Source organism: Novosphingobium sp. THN1, assembly GCF_003454795.1.
Lineage (GTDB): Bacteria > Pseudomonadota > Alphaproteobacteria > Sphingomonadales > Sphingomonadaceae > Novosphingobium.
Genome location: NZ_CP028348.1, coordinates 750,441 through 767,867, shown reverse-complemented (window position 1 = coordinate 767,867; position 17,427 = coordinate 750,441). Strand labels below are relative to the sequence as shown.

Sequence of the window (17,427 nt, the reverse complement as noted above, 5' to 3'; positions counted from 1 at the left end):
ATGTCCGAACAACCGAAAATCGCACTGGTCACTGGCGCCAGCCGGGGCGCCGGCGCCGGCATCGCGCGCGGCTTTGGCGAGATGGGGTACACCGTCTACGTCACCGGCCGCACCGTCACGCCCGGCGATGCCAAGGGCTGGGACGGCACCGTGCTGCCGGGCACCGTCTCCGAAACCGCGCAGAAGATCACCGAGAACGGCGGCAACGGTATCCCAGTCGTCTGTGACCACAGCGACGACGCCAGCGTTGCCCGCGTTTTCGAACAGATCATGGACGAGCAGGGCCGCCTTGATGTGCTGGTCAACAATGCTGCCTACATGCACCACCAGCTGATCGAGAAGGCGCCGTTCTGGGAAAAGGAGCTGGACGCCCAGAAGATCCTCGATGTCGGCCTGCGCAGTGCTTACGTGGCCAGCTGGCACGCGGCGAAGATTATGGTCCCGCAGAAGTCCGGCCTGATTGCGATGACCTCGTCGTTCGGCGCGACCTGCTACATGCATGGCCCCGCCTATGGCGCGCAGAAGGCCGGGCTCGACAAGCTGGCGCATGACATGGAGCACGATTTCCGGGGCACCGGGGTGATCGCCGTCTCGCTCTGGCTCGGCCCACAGTTGACCGAGCGCGCGCTGATCGCGGCCAAGACCAACCCGGAGCAGTACGAGGGCTTCCTGTCGATGGCCGAGAACCCCGAATTCTCCGCCCATGTCCTCGCCGCCATCGACAGCGCGCCCAATCGCGACGAGCTTTCCGGCCAGACGCTGATCGTGGCCGAGATCGCGAAGGAACTGGGCGTGACCGACCGTGGCCACGACCGCCCTTCGCACCGCGAGATGCTCGGCAGCCCGCGTCCGAAGAATCCGGCGGCGGTTTATTGATCAAAGGCCGATGGGAGGTTCGTCCGATGATCCTGCAAAGATCATCGGACGATACGTTTCCATGCGCGGGACTTGCACCGCCCCCGCGCACCATACCCTTCGCCCGTTGGAGCCGGAGCAACCGGCCGTGCGGGGAGATGATCGATGGCAAGTGCAGCACCGGGTGCAGACGGCCTTCCCTTGCTCGATGGCGGCGTGCCGCTGCTCGGGCATCTGGCGCAGTTCTTCCGTGATCCCGTTTCGGTCCTGAAACGCGGCTACCGTTCCAAGGGTCGGATGTTCGCGATGAACTTCATGGGCCAGCGCATGAACGTGATGCTGGGGCCGGAACACAACCGCTTCTTCTTCGAGGAGACCGACAAGCTGCTCTCGATCCGGGAGTCGATGCCGTTCTTCCTCAAGATGTTTTCGCCCGAATTCTACTCCTTCGCCGAGATGGACGAGTACCTGCGCCAGCGCGCCATCATCATGCCCCGGTTCAAGGCGGCGTCGATGAAACAGTACGTGCCGGTGATGGTCGAGGAATCGCTCAATCTGGTTGAGCAGCTGGGCAATGAAGGCGAATTCGACCTGATCCCGACGCTGGGGCCGGTGGTGATGGACATTGCCGCGCACAGCTTCATGGGGCGCGAGTTCCACGAGAAGCTGGGCCACGAATTCTTCGAGCTGTTCCGCGACTTTTCGGGCGGCATGGAGTTCGTCCTGCCGCTGTGGCTGCCGACGCCCAAGATGGTGAAAAGCCAGCGCGCCAAGAAGAAGCTGCACGCGATCCTGCAGTCGTGGATCGACAAGCGCCGTGCGAGCCCGCTCGATCCGCCCGACTTCTTCCAGACGATGATCGAGACGAAGTATCCCGATGGCCGCGCCGTGCCCGACGAGATCATTCGCCACCTGATCCTGCTGCTGGTCTGGGCGGGGCATGAAACCACCGCCGGGCAAGTCAGCTGGGCGCTGGCCGACCTGCTGCAGAACCCCGGCTATGCCAAGGTCCTGCGCGACGAGACGGCGGGGCTGCTGGGTGCCGGCAACGGCGGCAACCTCACTTGGGAACACGCCATCGCGATGGAGAAGATGGACCTCGCCCTGCGTGAGACCGAGCGGCTTCACCCGGTGGCCTACATGCTTTCGCGCAAGGCCAATGCCGATATCGAACGTGAGGGCTATCGCATCCGCAAGGGCGAGTTCGTGCTGCTTGCGCCGTCGGTCAGCCACCGGATGGAAGAGACGTTCCGCAATGCCAATGCCTATGATCCGGAGCGCTTCAACCCGCAAAACCCTGAAGCACAGATCGAGAGCAATTCGCTGATCGGCTTTGGCGGCGGGGTGCATCGCTGCGCGGGCGTGAACTTCGCGCGCATGGAAATGAAGGTGCTGGTGGCGATCCTGCTGCAGAACTTCGACATGGAGCTGATGGACGAGGTGAAGCCCATCGCCGGCGCCTCGACCTACTGGCCCGCCCAGCCCTGCCGCGTGCGGTACAAGCGGCGCCAGCTGGACGGCGCGGGCGCGAGTGCCGACGTGGCCGCGCTGGCGAAGGCGGCCGGTTGCCCGGCGCACGCTTGAGGTGATCTGAATGGCCAAGGTGACTTTCGTCCAGCCCGACGGGACGGCGCGGACTTGCGTGAACTTCGAGGGCATGACCCTCATGCAGCTGGCGGTTGGCAACCTTGTCGACGGGATCGACGCGCTGTGCGGCGGCATGATGCAGTGCGCCACCTGCCACTGCTACATCGACCCGGACTGGCTCGACCGCACCGGCCCGGCCCGGCCGGAAGAGCGCGAGATGCTCGAGGCGATCGAGGGTGTCGAGATCCGCCCCAACAGCCGCCTCTCCTGCCAGGTCCAGCTTGGCGAGGAGCTTGACGGACTGGTAGTGCACATTCCGGCGGACCAACCGGGAATCTAGCAAAAACAAGACCCTCTTCCTACGCATCCGGTTGACACTTCAAGAAAGTGAAAACATTATGCGTAGCAATTGAAGCGATAATCACCGAATCATCGGTGTGGAGAGGGAAGTCACCGTATGACTGCGGCAGACAATGCGTTGCTCGCTTCGCAGGCTCTGGATTTCACCGGAAAGACCGTGCTGGTCACCGGGGGCGGCGTGGGCATCGGGCGCGCCATTGCCGAAGCCTTTGCCGGAGCCGGCGCGCAAGTGGTGATCGCCGAGATCGACCCCGCCAATGCCGATGCCGCCGAGGCCGCCATGCCCTCTGCCCGCGTGATCCGCTGCGACGTGCGCCAGCGCGGGGTCGGCGCGATGCTGGCCGAGCGGATCGCTGCCGAAACCGGCAGGCTGGACGTGCTGGTCAACAATGTCGGCCATTTCGTCCACGCGCGACCCTTTGCCATGCTGGCGGACGAGGAAGCCGAGGAGATCCTCGACGTCAACCTAGGCCAGTTGCTGCGCATGACCAAGGCCATGATTCCCCTGCTGCGCAAGGGCGCGCCGGGGTCCTCGATCATCAATGTCACCTCGATCGAGGCGCATCGCGGCATCCCCTATTGCTCCGTCTATGCTGCCGCGAAGTGGGCGGTGACCGGCTTTAGCAAGAGCCTTGCGCTGGAATTTGGCCCCGAGGGCATCCGCGTCAACACCATCGCGCCCGAAACCACCGATACCCCGCAAGTGGCGCTCGACTACATGATCCCGCCCGAGAACCGCACGCACGAGGAGCGGTGGATTCCGCTGGGCCGCTTTGGCCAACCCAGCGACTGCGCGGGCGCGGCGCTCTACCTCGCCAGCCCCTTGGCGACGTGGGTGACGGGCAGCACAATCCACATCGACGGCGGCGCGCTGGCGGCGGCAGGGTGGTATCGCACGCCGCAGGGCGAATGGACCAACGTGCCGCTGATCGCGGGCAACGGCCTCGTGATACCGGGCACCGTGGCATGAGCGACCTCGCCGCGCTTCGGCGCACCGCCGAACGCTATGCCGTGGGCGCAGACCGCCGCGACAAGGCGCTGTGGCGCGAGGTGCTTGCCGAGGATGTCGAGATTTCAGGTCCGGGCTTCAGCATCGCAGGGTTGGAGGCGAACCTCGGCTCGATCGACCACCTCGCCCACGCCTTCACCATGACGCGCCACGTGGTGCATGACATGGACGTGATCGTGGAGGGCGACAGCGCACAGGGCGAGACCCGCTCCACCGCAGAGCATCGCATTGCCGCGCCCGAGGGCGACAAGCTGCTGGTCTGGGCGATCCGCTACCAGGACCAGTGGAGGCGCGAGAACGACTACTGGAAGTTCACCCGCCGCACCCTGATCGTCGATTGGGAAGAGCTGCGGCCGATCAAGGGAATTGCGACATGAAGGTACTGGTCATCGGCGGCACGGGTGCGCTTGGCGGCCATGCCGCGCTGCATCTGGCGGCACAGGGGCTTGACGTGACGATCACCGGGCGCTCTGCCGCTCCTGCAGGCACGCCGCTCACCGAACTCGGCTTCCTCAAGGGCGATTACGTGGCAGGCGATTTCACCGCCGAGAAGCTGAAGGGCTTCGACTGGATGGTGTTCGCGGCGGGCAACGATCCGCGCCACGTGCCGCAGGGTGAAGACTTCGGCGCCTGGCTGAGACGCGCCAACCACGAAGCCCTGCCCGCCGTGTTCGCCGCCGCCCGTGAAGCCGGGGTCAAGCGCGCGGTGCAGCTCGGCAGCTTCTACCCGCAGGCCGCGCCGGAACTGATCGCGGGCAATGTCTATATCCAGTCGCGCCTTGCGGCATGCCAGCTTGCCCGCAACGAGGCGAGCCACGATTTCGACGTGGTCAGCGTCAACGCGCCGTTCATGGTCGGCGCGGTGCCGGGCCTGCCCAGCGCGATCTTCGAACCCTATGTCGCCTGGGCCAAGGGGCAGATCCCGATCCCGTTCTTCGCGCCGACGGGGGCACCAACTTCATGTCGTTTCGTTCGTTGTCCGAAGCGATCGAAGGCGCGCTGCTGCGGGGCGAGCCGGGCAAGGCCTATCTCGTCGGCGATGAAAACCTGACCTTCCGCGAATACTTCCAGCTGTTCTTCGACGCTGTTGGCAGTGACGTAAAGCTGGAGGAGCGCGACGAGGAACTGCCGCTCCTGCCCGACATCGCCATCCCGCAGGGCCGCGGCAACACGATCAGTTATGAACCCGACGCTGGCGAAACCGCGCTGCTCGGCTATCGTCGCGGCGACGTGGCGGCGGCTGTTGCCGAAATCGCCGCCCAGTACGGCTAAGGGAGAGACAAAGGATGACGCTCAATCCGCAGGTCGAGGCGCTGCTCGGCTTTTTCGCGCAGATGCCGCCGATCGACTACGAGACGATCACGCCCGAGGCCCTGCGCGAGGCGAACCGGCCGATGCAGATGGGCCCGCCACCCGCCGTTGCCGAGGTGCGCGACCTGACGCTGGACCTGCCCGGCCGCACCATTGCGGCGCGGCTCTACAAGCCCGAGGGCGCGGGCGAGAACGTCCCGCTGGTGCTGTTCTACCATGGCGGCGGCTGGGTGATCGGCTCGATCGAGACGCACGATGCCTCGGCGCGCGCCTTGGCCGTGGCGAGCGGCGCGGCGGTGCTGTCGGTCGACTACCGTCTCGCCCCGGAAACGCCCTTCCCCGGCCCGCTCGACGATTGCCACGACGCCCTGCTCTGGGCTGTGGACCATGCCGCAGACCTCGGCATCGACAAGGGCCGCCTTGCGGTGGCCGGTGACAGCGCGGGCGGCAACCTCGCCGCCGCCGTCGCTATACGCGCGCGCGATACGGGCGGGCCAAAGCTGGCGCACCAGCTGCTGATCTACCCTGTCACCGACACCAACTTCGAGAACGGCTCCTACACCGAGAATGCCGAGGGCTACTTCCTCACCACGCGCATGATGCAGTGGTTCTGGATGCACTACGTCGGCGATCACGGCGATCCCCACCCCGAGGCTGCTGTGCTGCGCCATGACAATCTCGCGGGGTTGCCGCCTGCCACGGTGCTGGTCGCGCAGTACGATCCCTTGCGCGATGAAGGGCTGGACTATGCCGAGGCGCTGAAGAAGGCAGGCGTTCCGGTCGAGACCGAACTCGCTCCCGGCATGATCCACGGCTTCTTCTCGATGTTCGAGGCTGTGCCCGATGCCATGCCCTATATCGAACGGGCCGGCGCACGGCTGAAGGCGGCCCTGGCCTAGACCCCGGGCACGGACGCAAGGTCGTGGGCCCCGACCTGCGCCGGGGCGACGCTCCATTTCCCGGGGATCAACCGGCGAAGCGCGCCGATGCCTTGAGCACGGTACGCTCCGAGCGCTCCCACGCGGCGATGAAATCGGGCAGTGGCATCGGCTTGCCGAACAGGTAGCCCTGCAGCTTGTGGCATCCGGCCTGCCGCAGCAGCTGCGCCTGCTCCTCGGTTTCCACGCCTTCGGCGATCACCCGCATGTCCAGCCCACAGGCGAGCATGATCGCCCCGGTCACAAGCATCGCGCCCTTGCTCCCCGGTGCGAGGCCCTCAAGCAGCGACTTGTCGATCTTGATGTGGCTGAAGCCATAGCTGCGCAGGTAGTGGATGCTGGTGAAGCCGGTGCCGAAATCGTCGAGCGCGATCGACATGCCGCGCTGCTTGAACGTCTCCACCGCGCGCACCACGCGTTCGGGGTTTGACAGCAAATAGCCTTCGGTAATCTCGAACTGCAGCCGCTCGGGGGAAAGCGGGTCTGCTCCAGCACGTGGGCGACCTGCCGTTCGAAATGCGAATCCCGGAACTGCGCCGGGCTGACATTGACGCTGAGCCGCAAGTTCCCCAGCGGCCCGATGTCGCGGCAGGCGCGTTCCAGCACGAACATCCCGAGCGGATGGATCTGGCCGGTGGCCTCGGCAATCTCGATGAAATCGTCGGGTGGCAGCGGGCCTTCGGGGCGTCGGGGCCAGCGCAGCAGCGCCTCGACCGCAACGATGCGCCCGGACACGGCATCGACCTCGGGCTGGTAATAGACCTCGAACTCATCGCGGGCGAGGCCGCGCCCGATCTGGGTTTCCACGGCCAGCCGGTGCTTGCGCCCTTCATCGAACGCGGCATCGTAGATCGCGACCTGGTTCTTGCCCGCCCTCTTAGCGTGATACATCGCGGTATCGGCGCGGCGCAGCAGTTCGCGCGGCGTGCCGGCCACATCGGTATTGGCGGCAACGCCGATGCTGGCGCCCACCTGCAGGACGTGCCGTTCCACAAGGACCGGCAGCGAGATTTCCTCGAGAATCGTTGCGGCCAGGCGTTCCGCCTCAGCCTGCGCCTTGGGCATTTCCAGCAGCACCGCGAACTCGTCGCCGCCAACACGGGCCAGGCGGGCATGAGCGGGGCAATGCTGGCCAAGGCGCAGGCAGATGCTGCGGATCAGGGCATCGCCGGCCTGGTGGCCATGCTCGTCGTTCACTTCCTTGAACCCATCGAGATCGATGAAGATCACCGCAAGGCTATCCGGCAGGGGATTGAGCCGCGCTTCCAGTCGATCAAGCCGCGTCAGAAGTTCGCGCCGGTTGGGCAGACCGCTGAGCGGATCGCTGAAGGCGATGCGCCGGTTTTCCTCGGAAAGCTTCTCGGTTTCGAGCTGGCGCGCACGCAGGATGCTTTGCGACCGGATAAGTTCGGAAAATGAGATGTTGTAGCTGTGCGTCACCACTATCATGCCGATGCACACCAGCGTCAGCACGATCGACTGGCCGAGCAGCTGGCCGCCGTCGATCCACGAAAAGTAGAACACGAACGACAGCGTGCTGACCAGCGCGACGCGCATTGCGGCGGCGCGCAAGGTCATCAGGCAGAACACGCAGCTTACTTCGGTCAGGCCGAGGAAGAAGGTCAGGTTGCTGCGCGCATAGGCATCGCCATCGGGATAGACCCAGATGCACCACGCTTCAAATGCCATGGTCATGATAATGGCCAGCCAGCAGGTGCGGCGCAGGCAGGCGGCGATATAGGCGTCGGAGTGCGTGCCGACAGAGCGCTGCTGCCACCACCAGATCCCGCGCCAGACGGCGACCGCACAGATGAACAGCGGGGTCAGGATGGTCTTGAAGGAATTGCCCGGATCAAAGAATGAAAACCCGATGGCAAGCGCGTTGCAGACCAGAATCGCATAGAGCAGCGGCATCTGGCTGGAGAACGAGCGGAACTGCGCCCGGGTCAGCTCCGGGTCGTCGGTTTCCAGCTTCAGGATGTTCGCAAAGGCCTGCATCCGGCGCGTTTTCCGCCCTAAGTCCTTGAATCTTGGTTAAGATGCGGATTTTAGGCAGAAAGCTTGAAGATGCGGGGTTAGCTGGGGCTGCGTAGGATTGCTTATCGGCGGAAATGGGGCAGGAACCAGCCGATCCTCCCCATTTTCACGAAGTGCAAATGGGGGAGGAGGCATTCGCGCCAGCGAATGACGGAGGGGCAAATTCGCAAAACCCCTCCACCCCCGCCTGCGGCGGTGGTCCCCCTCCCCTTTGCGCCTGCGGTGAAAACGGGGAGGATCGGCTATGGAAGTCCACTGTTGCTGTAATTGTTGCCGAACGGCTGAAGGAACCGTAGCGTCTGCGACGATGCTTGGCCCCGACCGAGAAGCAAATTGATGCTCACCACCATTTTGAAAGCTGACGAGGCTGTAAGACAGATCGAGACTGCTATTCGAGGGAACCGCCGAGTAGTCGGCGTAGACGGATTCCGGGTCGTTCCCCAAGGCATCATCGCGGCGCTCGACCTGATCTTAGACGTATCGAGTGAGCCGATGGAGCCAGAGGAAGCTGCCATTAAGTCTATTCAGTTCATCTACTTGAACGCAGCAGATGACGTTTTGTTCGAAGTGGTTATTGAGGATATGCCTGACGGCAAGTAACCACCCCTCCCTAACCATTCATCCCGTGGGCCGGGCCAGCAGGAACACGGCGTAGCCGCAGAACATCGGGTGCGTCTCCAGTCCCGGCGGAGCTTGCCACTCGCCGCCTTCGACCAGCGCCACCCGGAAGGGGATGGGGAAGCGGCCCAGCTTGGCGAAGTAGGCTTCGTAGCCGGGGATCGTCGCGCGGGCCTGATAGGTCTGGATCACCACTTCGTCGACAGTGCCGGCCAGTTGTGCGAGCGCCTGGGGGTCGCCATTGGCGCTCCAGTCCATCAGGCCGGTGATCGAGAGGCGCACGTCATCGGGCAGGCGGGCGCGCAGGTCCTTGAGGAACGCGGCGTAACCTGACAGGCCCTTGGTCGCGGCGTCGAAATCGACCTGCAGGCCCGCCACTTCGTTGCCCGCCGCGCGCCACTGTGCAAGATCGGCGAGGATTGCGGCGCGGGTCGCGTCGGTCCAGTCCAGCCGTTCGCTGCGCACCACCAGCCATAACGTCCTCCCGGGAAGGCGCGGCGTGCCCATGCGCAAGGCATGGAGGCGGGTCGGGCCATCGCGCCGCACTTCGCCATCGAGCAGGTAAATGGTGCGCGCCTTGACCTCAGGCGCAGGATGGACGCCGGGCCAGACGAACACCGCCTCTGCCCCCTCGGCCCGCACACGTGGCGCCTCGGCCTGCCGCTCGCAGGCGGTGAGCAGCAGCGAGGCCAGCAAAGTCAGCGCCCGCCGCTTCACCAGTAGAAGCGCAGTGCCTTGGCCCACGGGCTTTGCGGGTAGCGCTTCTTCAGCTCGTCGTACCAGCCCTTGCGCACCGCCAGCGGCACTTGTGCGGCTTCAAGTTCCGCCGTGGTCCGGGCAGGCCCCGCGCAGCCATTGTAGCCCGACGGCGCATAGCACCGCACCGCGCGGTAGAGCGCATAAGCGCGCAAGTCTGGCGCTGCCGCCTTGTCGGCGATGATCGCGGAGTAGATTGCGTCGCGATAGCTCGTCTTGCCGGGGAACAGGTCTGGCGCATTCCCAAGAACATTCGCGCCCTCGCCCGCCGTGTGCAGGGCAAAGCCATCAAAGCCGTTGAGCCGCCAGAAGTCACCGAGGCACAGGCGCGCGCGCTGGTCAGCCGGAGTGCGGGCGAGTGTGGCAGCGGTCTGCGCGATGGCGGGACAGGCGAAGCCGTCCGACCATTGGCCCTTGGTAAACAGGCCCACCGGCACGCTCTGCTGGCTGGCAAAGCCCCACAACCCGCCATCGGTGTTGGCATCGCCCGGAACCAGCGCCACGTCGCGCGTGAAATCGGCAAAGGCGCCGCGCGTCAGGTCCTTGTGCAGCAGCGAGAACCGCGCAACATCGCGCTCATGCCCGGATCGGGAGGCATCCGCCGCACTGGCGCGCAGGATCGCCGGACTGGCGATGGTCTGCAGCAGCACTTCGCGGATCGATTGTTCGTGCACCGGCGATCCGGGAGCAAAGACCTGATCCACCCGCCCGTCGCGCTGCCAGCGCAGGGCAAGGCCCAGTTCGGCCAGCGGCCGCTGGTGGAACGGGCTGGCCGCGCCGATCAGCTCACGCCAGAACCCGGCCTCGTTGGGATCGCGCAAGGCAGAGAGCGCCTGCCCACGCACGAACTGGCGGCTGAAGGCCAGCGGCGTCATCCCCTTGGCCCGCGCCGCATCGGGCAGGATCGAGAGGATCGGCTTTACATTCTCGCCGGCGTAGGAAATCCGCGTTGCTTCCAGCAATCCGTAGACATCGGGGTAGGCCGTCAGCTGCGGCTTGTGCGCAGCAAGCTCTGCGGCAGACAGCCCCACAGTTGGCCCATCGTAGACCGGGCGCATCTTCTTCATGTCGGCCAGCGCCAGCAGCAGGGGCGCCTTGCCCTGCTTTGCCACGACCGCCGCCGCATCCTCGCGTTCAAGCAGCTTGCGGTCGATCTCCTCGACAAGATAGGCCGCCTCGACGCTGGAAGCCGGTGTTGCCTTGAGCAGCGCCTCATAGGTGCCAACCAGCGTATCAGTATCGCCGCCCATCCACGCAACACGCCGCTTCAGGCCTTGCGCGGAGTCTGCATAGCGGCCCTTGGGATAAGCAGCCAGATAGGCATCGATCGCCTTGGCCGCAGAAGTCAGCGCCGCGCGGTCAACCTTCTCCGGCCCGGCAAAATCGCCCCATTCGTCCAGCGAAGTTGCTGCGGCCCGGCGCAGACCGATGCGGATCGGCATGTAGCGCGCCGTCTCGGCAATCCACGGATTGCCCGACCTTGCCAGCGCGGCAAAGCCCGCTTCCGCTGCCGCATAGTCTGCCTTGTGGAAGGCATCGGCGGCTTTCAGGTAAGAGAGGAAGGCGCGGCCCTGCTGGCTGGAAATGCCCGCGTCGTTCCATTCGCCGTCATGGCAGCCCGCTATTGCGCGCAGCGTGGTCAGCGTGGCGCGTTCCGCCGCGGGCACGCCCTTGTCTGCCGCCAGCGCGTCAAGGAAATCGGCGATGCCACCTTGGGCCTCGGTGCACTTGCTCTCGTCGTACTCAGGCTCGGCCACCTCCGGCTCTGGCCACAGCGAAGCGCGCAGGCCTTCCCACGACAGGAACACCTTGCCGAACTGCGGATCGTTCACGTCGACCTTGGCCTCCGCCGGCAGGGCCGCGCCCGGCTGAATGCTGTGCATCAGCATGACCATGTTGATGCGCGTATCGTTGCCGGGGCTGATCAGCGCGCGCCCGGCGCAGTCATACTCCAGCGTGCCCAATTCCCAGCCAGGATAGCACGAAGAATCCGCGCAGGCCCACAGCGCCGTACCGACGCCAAGGCTTCCCAGCGCCACGGCGCCGGCGGTGGAAAGAACGGGATGCTTGGCAAACAGGCGCTTGATCATGCGCGGCAAGGTGGCCCAGCCGCCAACCGCTGCGCAATGGTCTTCATCACATTATCACACGAACTCGGCCACTTTCGTCTCGGCCGGAGCGAGCGGTGGCCGCCCCCGGATCACGTCCGCGATCTTCTCGGCGATCATGATCGTCGGCGCATTGGTGTTGCCACCGATCAGCGCGGGGATGACCGAGGCATCGACCACCCGCAGGCCGTCGAGGCCGATGACCTTGCAGTCCTTGTCGACCACGGCCATCGGGTCTTCGCGCGTGCCCATCTTCGCGGTGCCGACCGGGTGGTAGATCGTCTCGCCCTTCGCCCGGACCCAGGCGTCGATGTCCGCATCCGTCTGCACATGCGCGCCGGGCCAGATTTCCTCGCCGCGATAGGGGGTTAGCGCCTGCTGCCCTGCCACGTCGCGGGCGATGCGGATGCCTTCGCGCACCACGCGGCGGTCTTCCTCGGCGGCAAGGAAGTTCGCCAGGATCGCAGGATCGGCGTAAGGATCGGCGCTGCTGAGCGAGACCTGCCCCCGGCTTTCCGGGCGCAACTGGCAGACGTGGATGGTAAAGCCATCGCGCTTGGCCTGGACCTTGGCATGTTCCTGCATGATCGCGATGACGAAGTGGATCTGCAGGTCGGGCCGGTCGAGATCGGGGCGCGACTTGAGGAAAGCGCCGGCCTCCAGCCCGTTCTGCCGCCCGGTGCCCTTGCCGCTCAGCAGATACTGCAACCCGACCTTCAACTGCCGCAAGCCCTTGATCTCGTTGTAGAGGGAGATCGGCTGCGTGCAGGCCCAGTTGAGCGTGACGTCGAGGTGATCCTGCAGATTTGCGCCCACGCCCTTGAGCGCATGGACCGGCGCGACGCCCCTGGCCTTCAGCGCCTTGGGATCGCCGATGCCGGACAGCTGGAGAATCTGCGGGCTCTGGAACGCGCCAGCGCAGAGCAGCACTTCGCGCCCTGCCAGCACGCTTTGCACCGGTTTTCCCTGACCAAGCGAATATTCCACGCCTACGGCGCGCCCGTTCTCCACCACGATGCGGTGGACCCGCGCGCCGGTGACGACCGAAAGGTTGCTGCGCGTGCCCGCAATCGGTGCGAGGTAACCGCGCGCCGCGCTCCAGCGCTGGCCGTCGTGGATGGTCAACTGGTAGCGGCCGAAGCCTTCCTGATCCGCCCCGTTGAAATCGGGCGTGACCTTGTGCCCGGCCTGCCGCCCGGCCTCGATGATCCCGCGATAGAGCGGGTGGTGCGAATTCTCGCCCCAGCTGACCTTCAGCGGCCCGCCCGCACCGTGGAAGGCATCGGCACCGTCGCAATTGTCCTCGGCCTTGCGGAAATAGGGGAGAACGTCGGCCCAGGACCAGCCCTCCAGCCCCATCTGCCGCCATTGATCGTAATCGCGCGCGTGGCCGCGGATATAGACCATGCCGTTGATCGCCGAGGAACCACCGAGGCCCTTGCCACGGGGATGCCACATGCGGCGGTTGTCCATGTGCGGCTCCCGCTCCGACCAGAAGCCCCAGTTGTGCTTGCTCTTCTGCTTGATCAGCGTGCCGACGCCGGCCGGCATCCGCACCAGCACCGACGTGTTCGCGCCGCCTGCCTCAAGCAGCAGCACCCGCACCAGCGGATCTTCGGAAAGGCGGGCGGCGAGCACCGAGCCCGCGCTGCCCGCGCCGATCACGATAAAGTCGAAAGCGCCTTCGGCCATCATCCACCTGTCCCGATTCCGCATTCATTGCGGTTACTGAGACCGGGGGTAATTAATCGGACGGTTAAACGCAAGTGATCAGAAAGCGGTAGCTCCCCCGTCGACCACCATCGCATGGCCGGTGACGAAGCTTGCCGCGGGAGAGCACAGCCACACCACCGCCTCGGCGATTTCGCTCGCTTGTCCCATGCGGCCCATGGGCGTCATCCCGTCAATCAGTGCCTTCATTTCCGGGTTCTGCACCAACGGCGCGGTCATCGGCGTTTCGATCACGCCGGGACACACGGCATTGACGCGAATGCCGGCCTTGGCCCAGCGCAGCGCGCCGTGGCGGGCAAGGCCGACCACGCCGTGCTTCGCAGCGGTATAGGCCGGCTGCCCGCCATTGCCGACCAGCCCGTTGATCGAAGCGGTGTTGACGATCGCCCCGCCGCCGCGCTCAAGCATCACCGCCGCTTCCTCGCGCATGCAGCGCATCACGCCGGAAAGGTTGATCGCGATATCGCGCTCCCAGATCGCGTCGTCGTACTGGTCGTCGGTAATGCGGTTGATCCCGGCATTGTTGAACGCGCAGTCCAGCCCGCCGAACTTTTCGACAGTGTCGGCGATCATCGCCTTGACCTCGTCGGCCTTGCTCACGTCGCAGCGCACGAACGCGGCCTTGCCGCCTGCGGCCTCGATCATAGCGACCGTTTCAGCACCGCCTGCCTCGTTCACGTCGCTGACCATGACGCTGGCGCCGGATCGCGCGAATGCCTCTGCCGCCGCGCGGCCAATGCCGCCGCCCGCGCCCGTGACGAGTGCTACCTTGCCTTCAAGGCCATAGTTGATTGTCATGTCTGGATTTCCCTTTCGAAGGTTCAGGTCGCCGGCGGCTCGGCCAGCGCGATCACGGTGACGCTGCCGTCCCCGCCGATCTGCTCAGTCAGCATCGATGTCACGCGGCTGACCGTCTCGACGATCCACCAGCGCCCGTCGCGCTTTTCGTAAACGTCGTCGTATTCCACCGCGAGGCGGACGACCTGACGCGGCCCGGTCAGGATCGTGCGGAAGTTGAGCGACCACTGCCCCCTCGCCCGCTTGTCGCGTTCCAGGTCGATCTGCCAGTTGGTGGCGTGGTGGATGTCATAGACGCCGCCGTTGCAAGCCATCTGCTGATAGATGGCGACGAAGGCATCACGATCGTCAAACTCGGGGAAGTTCTCATAGGCGATGCGGATCTTGCCGGGCGCAAAGCAATCGCGCACATCCTCCACTTGCTTGAGATCGCAGGCCCGCAGGTAGCGGGCCTTCAGCGCCCGGATCGCTTCCTTGTCCTCAAGCGCGGTCAGCCGCGCGGCGAGGTCTTCAAGGCTGATCGTCATCACGGCTCTCCCACACGAACCTTGCATGATTCGCTTTGTCACTAGCTATAGAGATACGCATTCCTTTGTGAAGATGCGTTTTAGCATGACAAACGCGTAACGACGGAAAAGCCCCGCCCCTGCCAATGCAGAAGCGGGGCCACCCGAAGACGGTTGCCGGATGATCGGCGCCCATCCTCCCCAAAGATCAGAACTTCACGCCAACGGTAACGCCATAGGTGCGCGGATCAGCGTAGTAGCCGCCGCCATAGCCGAGCTGGCCGAAGTCGATCGCGCGGACGAGGTTGTGCTCATCGGTCAGGTTCTTGACCCAGAAGCGTACCGCCGCCTCGCTCCCGGCCAGCGGAATGCGATCGATCGCGACTTGTGCGTCGACAATGTTGCGGTTGTCGCCTTTGAGCACCTCGTTGTACGGCGAGGACAGCACGTTCGAGAAGCTGTACTTGCCATCTTCATAGGCATAGCTGACGCGGCCGGTCAGGCGCATGCCGTTGTCCGAAAGCGGGAACTGCGCGTTGAGCGCCACGTTCGCGGTGAACGGCGAGGTATAGCCCGGCGTCGCATAGCTGGCGATGTTGACCAGCGGCTGGTTGGCGGCAACCGGAAGCCCGGCGAGGAACTCCTTGTACTTGATGTCGACGTAACCGGCGTTCGCCTCGAAGGTGAAGTTATCGGTCAGCACCGCCGTCAATTCGGCCTCGACGCCGGTGTAAGTGACCTTGCCGGCGTTCGTTACCTTGGTGGCGAAAGTGCCCGGAGCAAGGTTGGTGATCGGCACAGCGATCGCCAGATCCTTGTACTCGTTGTAGTACCCGGCGAGGTTGAAGCGCACCTTGCGGTCGAACAGTTCCGACTTCAGGCCCACTTCGTAGGACGTCACGTTCTCCGGCTTGAACGAAGGCAGCACGCCGGCCACCGCCGGGTCCTGCGCGTTGAAGCCGCCCGAACGATAGCCGGTCGCCACGCGGGCATAGAGGTTGACCTGATCGGACAGGTCATAGCCGAGCATCAGGTTCCAGGTGAACTTGCTGTAGCTGGCGCGCCCCTGCTCGGGCGTGGCAAGCGGGGCGGTGCCGTTCTGGCGGCGCACCATCGACTTGGTATCCCACGTATAGCGACCGCCTGCCGTCAGGCGCAGGCCGCTGTCCTTGCCGCCGGGGTAGAAAGTCGCCTGCCCATAGACCGCAGTGCTCTCGGCCGTCGCGGTGTAATCGAGCACCGACAGCGTCTGCACCAGACGGTAGCGGGCCGGGTTGGCCGCGACAAACGAGGGGCCGAGCGGGCCGAAGTTGCCGAGGAAGATCGAGTTGGTATCGAGCACGAAGCCACTATTCTGCGGGTTGTACTCCGAACCCTTCTCCCAGAAGTAGAAACCGCCGAGCACCCAGTCGAGGCTGTCGCTCTCGTTGCCGATTTCCACTTCCTGGCTGAACTGCTTGTGGCGGCGCTTGTTGTTGGTGTCGAACAGGTTCTGCTGCACGGTCGGCACCGGCGATGCCGCAATGAACGGACGGAAGTTTGCCGGGATCGACGGGATGAACTGGAGCAGGCTTGCCGGCATGCCGTTGAACAGCGACGCCTGCGTGAAGCGCGGCGCGGTGAAGGCCCCTATGCCGTCAAGGTCGGTGACGCTGTCGTTGTTCCAGAAGCGGTAGCCGGTGGTCGACTTCAGGTGGAATACGCCGAAGTCGTTCTGGACCTGCACGTTGTGGCCCCAGGCCTTGTCGGTCGAACGGCTGTTGATGTCATTGCACACCGTACGGCGCCAGTCGCGCGTGGGGGTGGCAAGCGCGGCACAGCGCGGATCAAGGAAGTTCACGGTGTTGAGGAACGGCGCGACCGGGGCCTGCTGCGTCACCACAACCGGCACGCCGCCTACCACTTCGGGTGGGCGCACGGCTCCGCTGGCGGCATTGGTCAGCTGGAAATTGATCGGCGAAGCATCGATTTTGCTCCAGTCGAAGATGTACTGGATTGACCCCGTGCCACCGATCTCGGCCTTGGCGGCCACGCGGAAGGAATCGCCCTTGCGCGCGCCGGGATCGCGCGCATCGTCGGGCTCGTTGAGGTTGTCGACTGTGCCGTTACGCTGGCGGTGGCTGTAGGTGAAGCTGGTCGAGATGCCGGCGATCTCGCCCGGATCGAGCGTGATCTTGCCGTTGAAGGCGTTGTAGTTGCCGTAACCGGCCTCGGCGTTCAGCTTGAACGTTTTGGACGGCGCGCGCGAGATGAAGGCGATGCCGCCGCCCGTGGTGTTGCGGCCGAACAGTGTGCCCTGCGGCCCGCGCAGCACCTCGACGCGCGCAACGTCGATCACGTCAAGCGCGCTGCCGCCCGAGCGGGCGATGAACACGCCATCGACATAGAGGCCGTTTGCGGTGTCGAGGCCGAAGGTCTCGGTCGCGGGGGTGGGAATGCCACGGATGGAGATGACAGCGGCGTTGGCGTTGGTGGTGCCCTGAACGATGGTCACGTTGGGGGCGAGGCCCGAAAGGTCCTTGGCGTCGCGGATGCCCAGCTTCTCGACCTTGTCGGCGCTGATCGCGCTGATCGCCAGCGGCACGTCCTGCAGGTTCTGCTCGACCTTCTGCGCGGTGACTACGATCTGCTCGAGCTGGCCCTGCCCGTCGACTGCCTGATCGCCAGCGGTCTGCGCCTGTTCCTCGGCTGCGTAGGCAGCGGAACCCAGAGTCATCGTCGCGAGGCTGGCGCCGAGCATGAGCCGCACAGACAGCCGCGCGCAAGTGGTGACCTTCATTCTTACTCCCCTCGAAACCGTTGTTGGCGCGGAA

General features: G+C 65.1%; 13 protein-coding genes and 2 pseudogenes. 8 read left to right on the top strand and 7 right to left on the bottom strand.

Annotated elements, in window-relative coordinates:
- The 7 genes and pseudogenes from C7W88_RS20500 to estDL136 all read left to right on the top strand — a co-directional run bounded on the left by C7W88_RS20500 (position 1) and on the right by estDL136 (position 6,021).
- Positions 1-876 carry an SDR family NAD(P)-dependent oxidoreductase gene (locus C7W88_RS20500; RefSeq protein ID WP_118075343.1) on the top strand — a complete coding sequence of 292 codons (876 nt, stop codon included), beginning with the start codon at positions 1-3 and terminating at the stop codon, positions 874-876.
- 144 nt (positions 877-1,020) lie between these two features.
- Entirely contained in the window at positions 1,021-2,439 is a 1,419-nt protein-coding gene (locus tag C7W88_RS20495) for a cytochrome P450 (protein ID WP_118075342.1), read from the top strand.
- A gap of 10 nt (positions 2,440-2,449) precedes the next feature.
- Positions 2,450-2,782, top strand: coding sequence for a 2Fe-2S iron-sulfur cluster-binding protein (locus C7W88_RS20490; RefSeq protein ID WP_118075341.1), 333 nt, complete (start codon positions 2,450-2,452; stop codon positions 2,780-2,782).
- Positions 2,783-2,899: 117 nt separating this feature from the next.
- The gene (locus C7W88_RS20485) at positions 2,900-3,772 is read left to right on the top strand and encodes an SDR family NAD(P)-dependent oxidoreductase (RefSeq protein WP_118075340.1); all 873 of its coding nucleotides are present in this window, start codon (positions 2,900-2,902) and stop codon (positions 3,770-3,772) included.
- Positions 3,769-4,188 carry a nuclear transport factor 2 family protein gene (locus tag C7W88_RS20480; protein WP_118075339.1) on the top strand — a complete coding sequence of 140 codons (420 nt, stop codon included), beginning with the start codon at positions 3,769-3,771 and terminating at the stop codon, positions 4,186-4,188. The genes C7W88_RS20485 and C7W88_RS20480 overlap by 4 nt, the downstream gene beginning before the upstream one ends.
- Positions 4,185-5,083: pseudogene (locus C7W88_RS20475) on the top strand (NAD-dependent epimerase/dehydratase family protein). Before C7W88_RS20480 ends, C7W88_RS20475 begins: the two are co-directional and overlap by 4 nt.
- Positions 5,084-5,097: 14 nt before the next feature.
- Positions 5,098-6,021 (top strand): chloramphenicol hydrolase, encoded by a 924-nt coding sequence (gene estDL136 / locus C7W88_RS20470; RefSeq protein ID WP_118075338.1) that lies wholly within the window; start codon positions 5,098-5,100, stop codon positions 6,019-6,021.
- Between the two features lie 67 nt (positions 6,022-6,088).
- On the opposite strand, the pseudogene C7W88_RS20465 reads toward estDL136, so the two are convergent.
- Positions 6,089-7,509: pseudogene (locus tag C7W88_RS20465) on the bottom strand (putative bifunctional diguanylate cyclase/phosphodiesterase).
- 924 nt (positions 7,510-8,433) lie between these two features.
- Between C7W88_RS20465 and C7W88_RS20460 the strand changes: the two are divergent.
- Positions 8,434-8,697 carry a hypothetical protein gene (locus tag C7W88_RS20460; protein WP_118075337.1) on the top strand — a complete coding sequence of 88 codons (264 nt, stop codon included), beginning with the start codon at positions 8,434-8,436 and terminating at the stop codon, positions 8,695-8,697.
- An 18-nt stretch (positions 8,698-8,715) separates the two neighbouring features.
- On the opposite strand, the gene C7W88_RS20455 is transcribed toward C7W88_RS20460, so the two are convergent.
- From C7W88_RS20455 to C7W88_RS20430, 6 genes are all read right to left on the bottom strand, one after another.
- Complete coding sequence (locus tag C7W88_RS20455) at positions 8,716-9,459, bottom strand: DUF3142 domain-containing protein (protein ID WP_240344983.1); 744 nt, start codon at positions 9,457-9,459, stop codon at positions 8,716-8,718.
- A complete protein-coding gene (locus C7W88_RS20450; RefSeq protein WP_118075336.1) occupies positions 9,429-11,561 on the bottom strand; it encodes a hypothetical protein in 2,133 nt (710 codons plus the stop codon). Before C7W88_RS20450 ends, C7W88_RS20455 begins: the two co-directional genes overlap by 31 nt.
- Positions 11,562-11,615: 54 nt before the next feature.
- Positions 11,616-13,271, bottom strand: coding sequence for a choline dehydrogenase (locus tag C7W88_RS20445; RefSeq protein WP_118075964.1), 1,656 nt, complete (start codon positions 13,269-13,271; stop codon positions 11,616-11,618).
- A 78-nt stretch (positions 13,272-13,349) separates the two neighbouring features.
- Complete coding sequence (locus tag C7W88_RS20440) at positions 13,350-14,108, bottom strand: SDR family NAD(P)-dependent oxidoreductase (protein ID WP_118075335.1); 759 nt, start codon at positions 14,106-14,108, stop codon at positions 13,350-13,352.
- Between the two features lie 23 nt (positions 14,109-14,131).
- On the bottom strand, positions 14,132-14,635 hold the full coding sequence (locus C7W88_RS20435; RefSeq protein ID WP_118075334.1) for a nuclear transport factor 2 family protein: 504 nt from the start codon (positions 14,633-14,635) through the stop codon (positions 14,132-14,134).
- Between the two features lie 187 nt (positions 14,636-14,822).
- A complete protein-coding gene (locus tag C7W88_RS20430; protein ID WP_118075333.1) occupies positions 14,823-17,393 on the bottom strand; it encodes a TonB-dependent receptor in 2,571 nt (856 codons plus the stop codon).
- Positions 17,394-17,427: the final 34 nt, after the last annotated feature.

Excerpts from the sequence above, each read along its gene's own strand:
- C7W88_RS20500 (WP_118075343.1), top strand. The coding sequence starts at position 1 with ATGTCCGAACAACCGAAAATCGCACTGGTCACTGGCGCCAGCCGGGGC.
- C7W88_RS20495 (WP_118075342.1), top strand. The coding sequence starts at position 1,021 with ATGGCAAGTGCAGCACCGGGTGCAGACGGCCTTCCCTTGCTCGATGGC.
- C7W88_RS20490 (WP_118075341.1), top strand. The coding sequence starts at position 2,450 with ATGGCCAAGGTGACTTTCGTCCAGCCCGACGGGACGGCGCGGACTTGC.
- C7W88_RS20485 (WP_118075340.1), top strand. The coding sequence starts at position 2,900 with ATGACTGCGGCAGACAATGCGTTGCTCGCTTCGCAGGCTCTGGATTTC.
- C7W88_RS20480 (WP_118075339.1), top strand. The coding sequence starts at position 3,769 with ATGAGCGACCTCGCCGCGCTTCGGCGCACCGCCGAACGCTATGCCGTG.
- estDL136 (WP_118075338.1), top strand. The coding sequence starts at position 5,098 with ATGACGCTCAATCCGCAGGTCGAGGCGCTGCTCGGCTTTTTCGCGCAG.
- C7W88_RS20460 (WP_118075337.1), top strand. The coding sequence starts at position 8,434 with ATGCTCACCACCATTTTGAAAGCTGACGAGGCTGTAAGACAGATCGAG.
- C7W88_RS20450 (WP_118075336.1), bottom strand. The coding sequence starts at position 11,561 with ATGATCAAGCGCCTGTTTGCCAAGCATCCCGTTCTTTCCACCGCCGGC.
- C7W88_RS20445 (WP_118075964.1), bottom strand. The coding sequence starts at position 13,271 with ATGGCCGAAGGCGCTTTCGACTTTATCGTGATCGGCGCGGGCAGCGCG.
- C7W88_RS20440 (WP_118075335.1), bottom strand. The coding sequence starts at position 14,108 with ATGACAATCAACTATGGCCTTGAAGGCAAGGTAGCACTCGTCACGGGC.
- C7W88_RS20435 (WP_118075334.1), bottom strand. The coding sequence starts at position 14,635 with ATGACGATCAGCCTTGAAGACCTCGCCGCGCGGCTGACCGCGCTTGAG.
- C7W88_RS20430 (WP_118075333.1), bottom strand. The coding sequence starts at position 17,393 with ATGAAGGTCACCACTTGCGCGCGGCTGTCTGTGCGGCTCATGCTCGGC.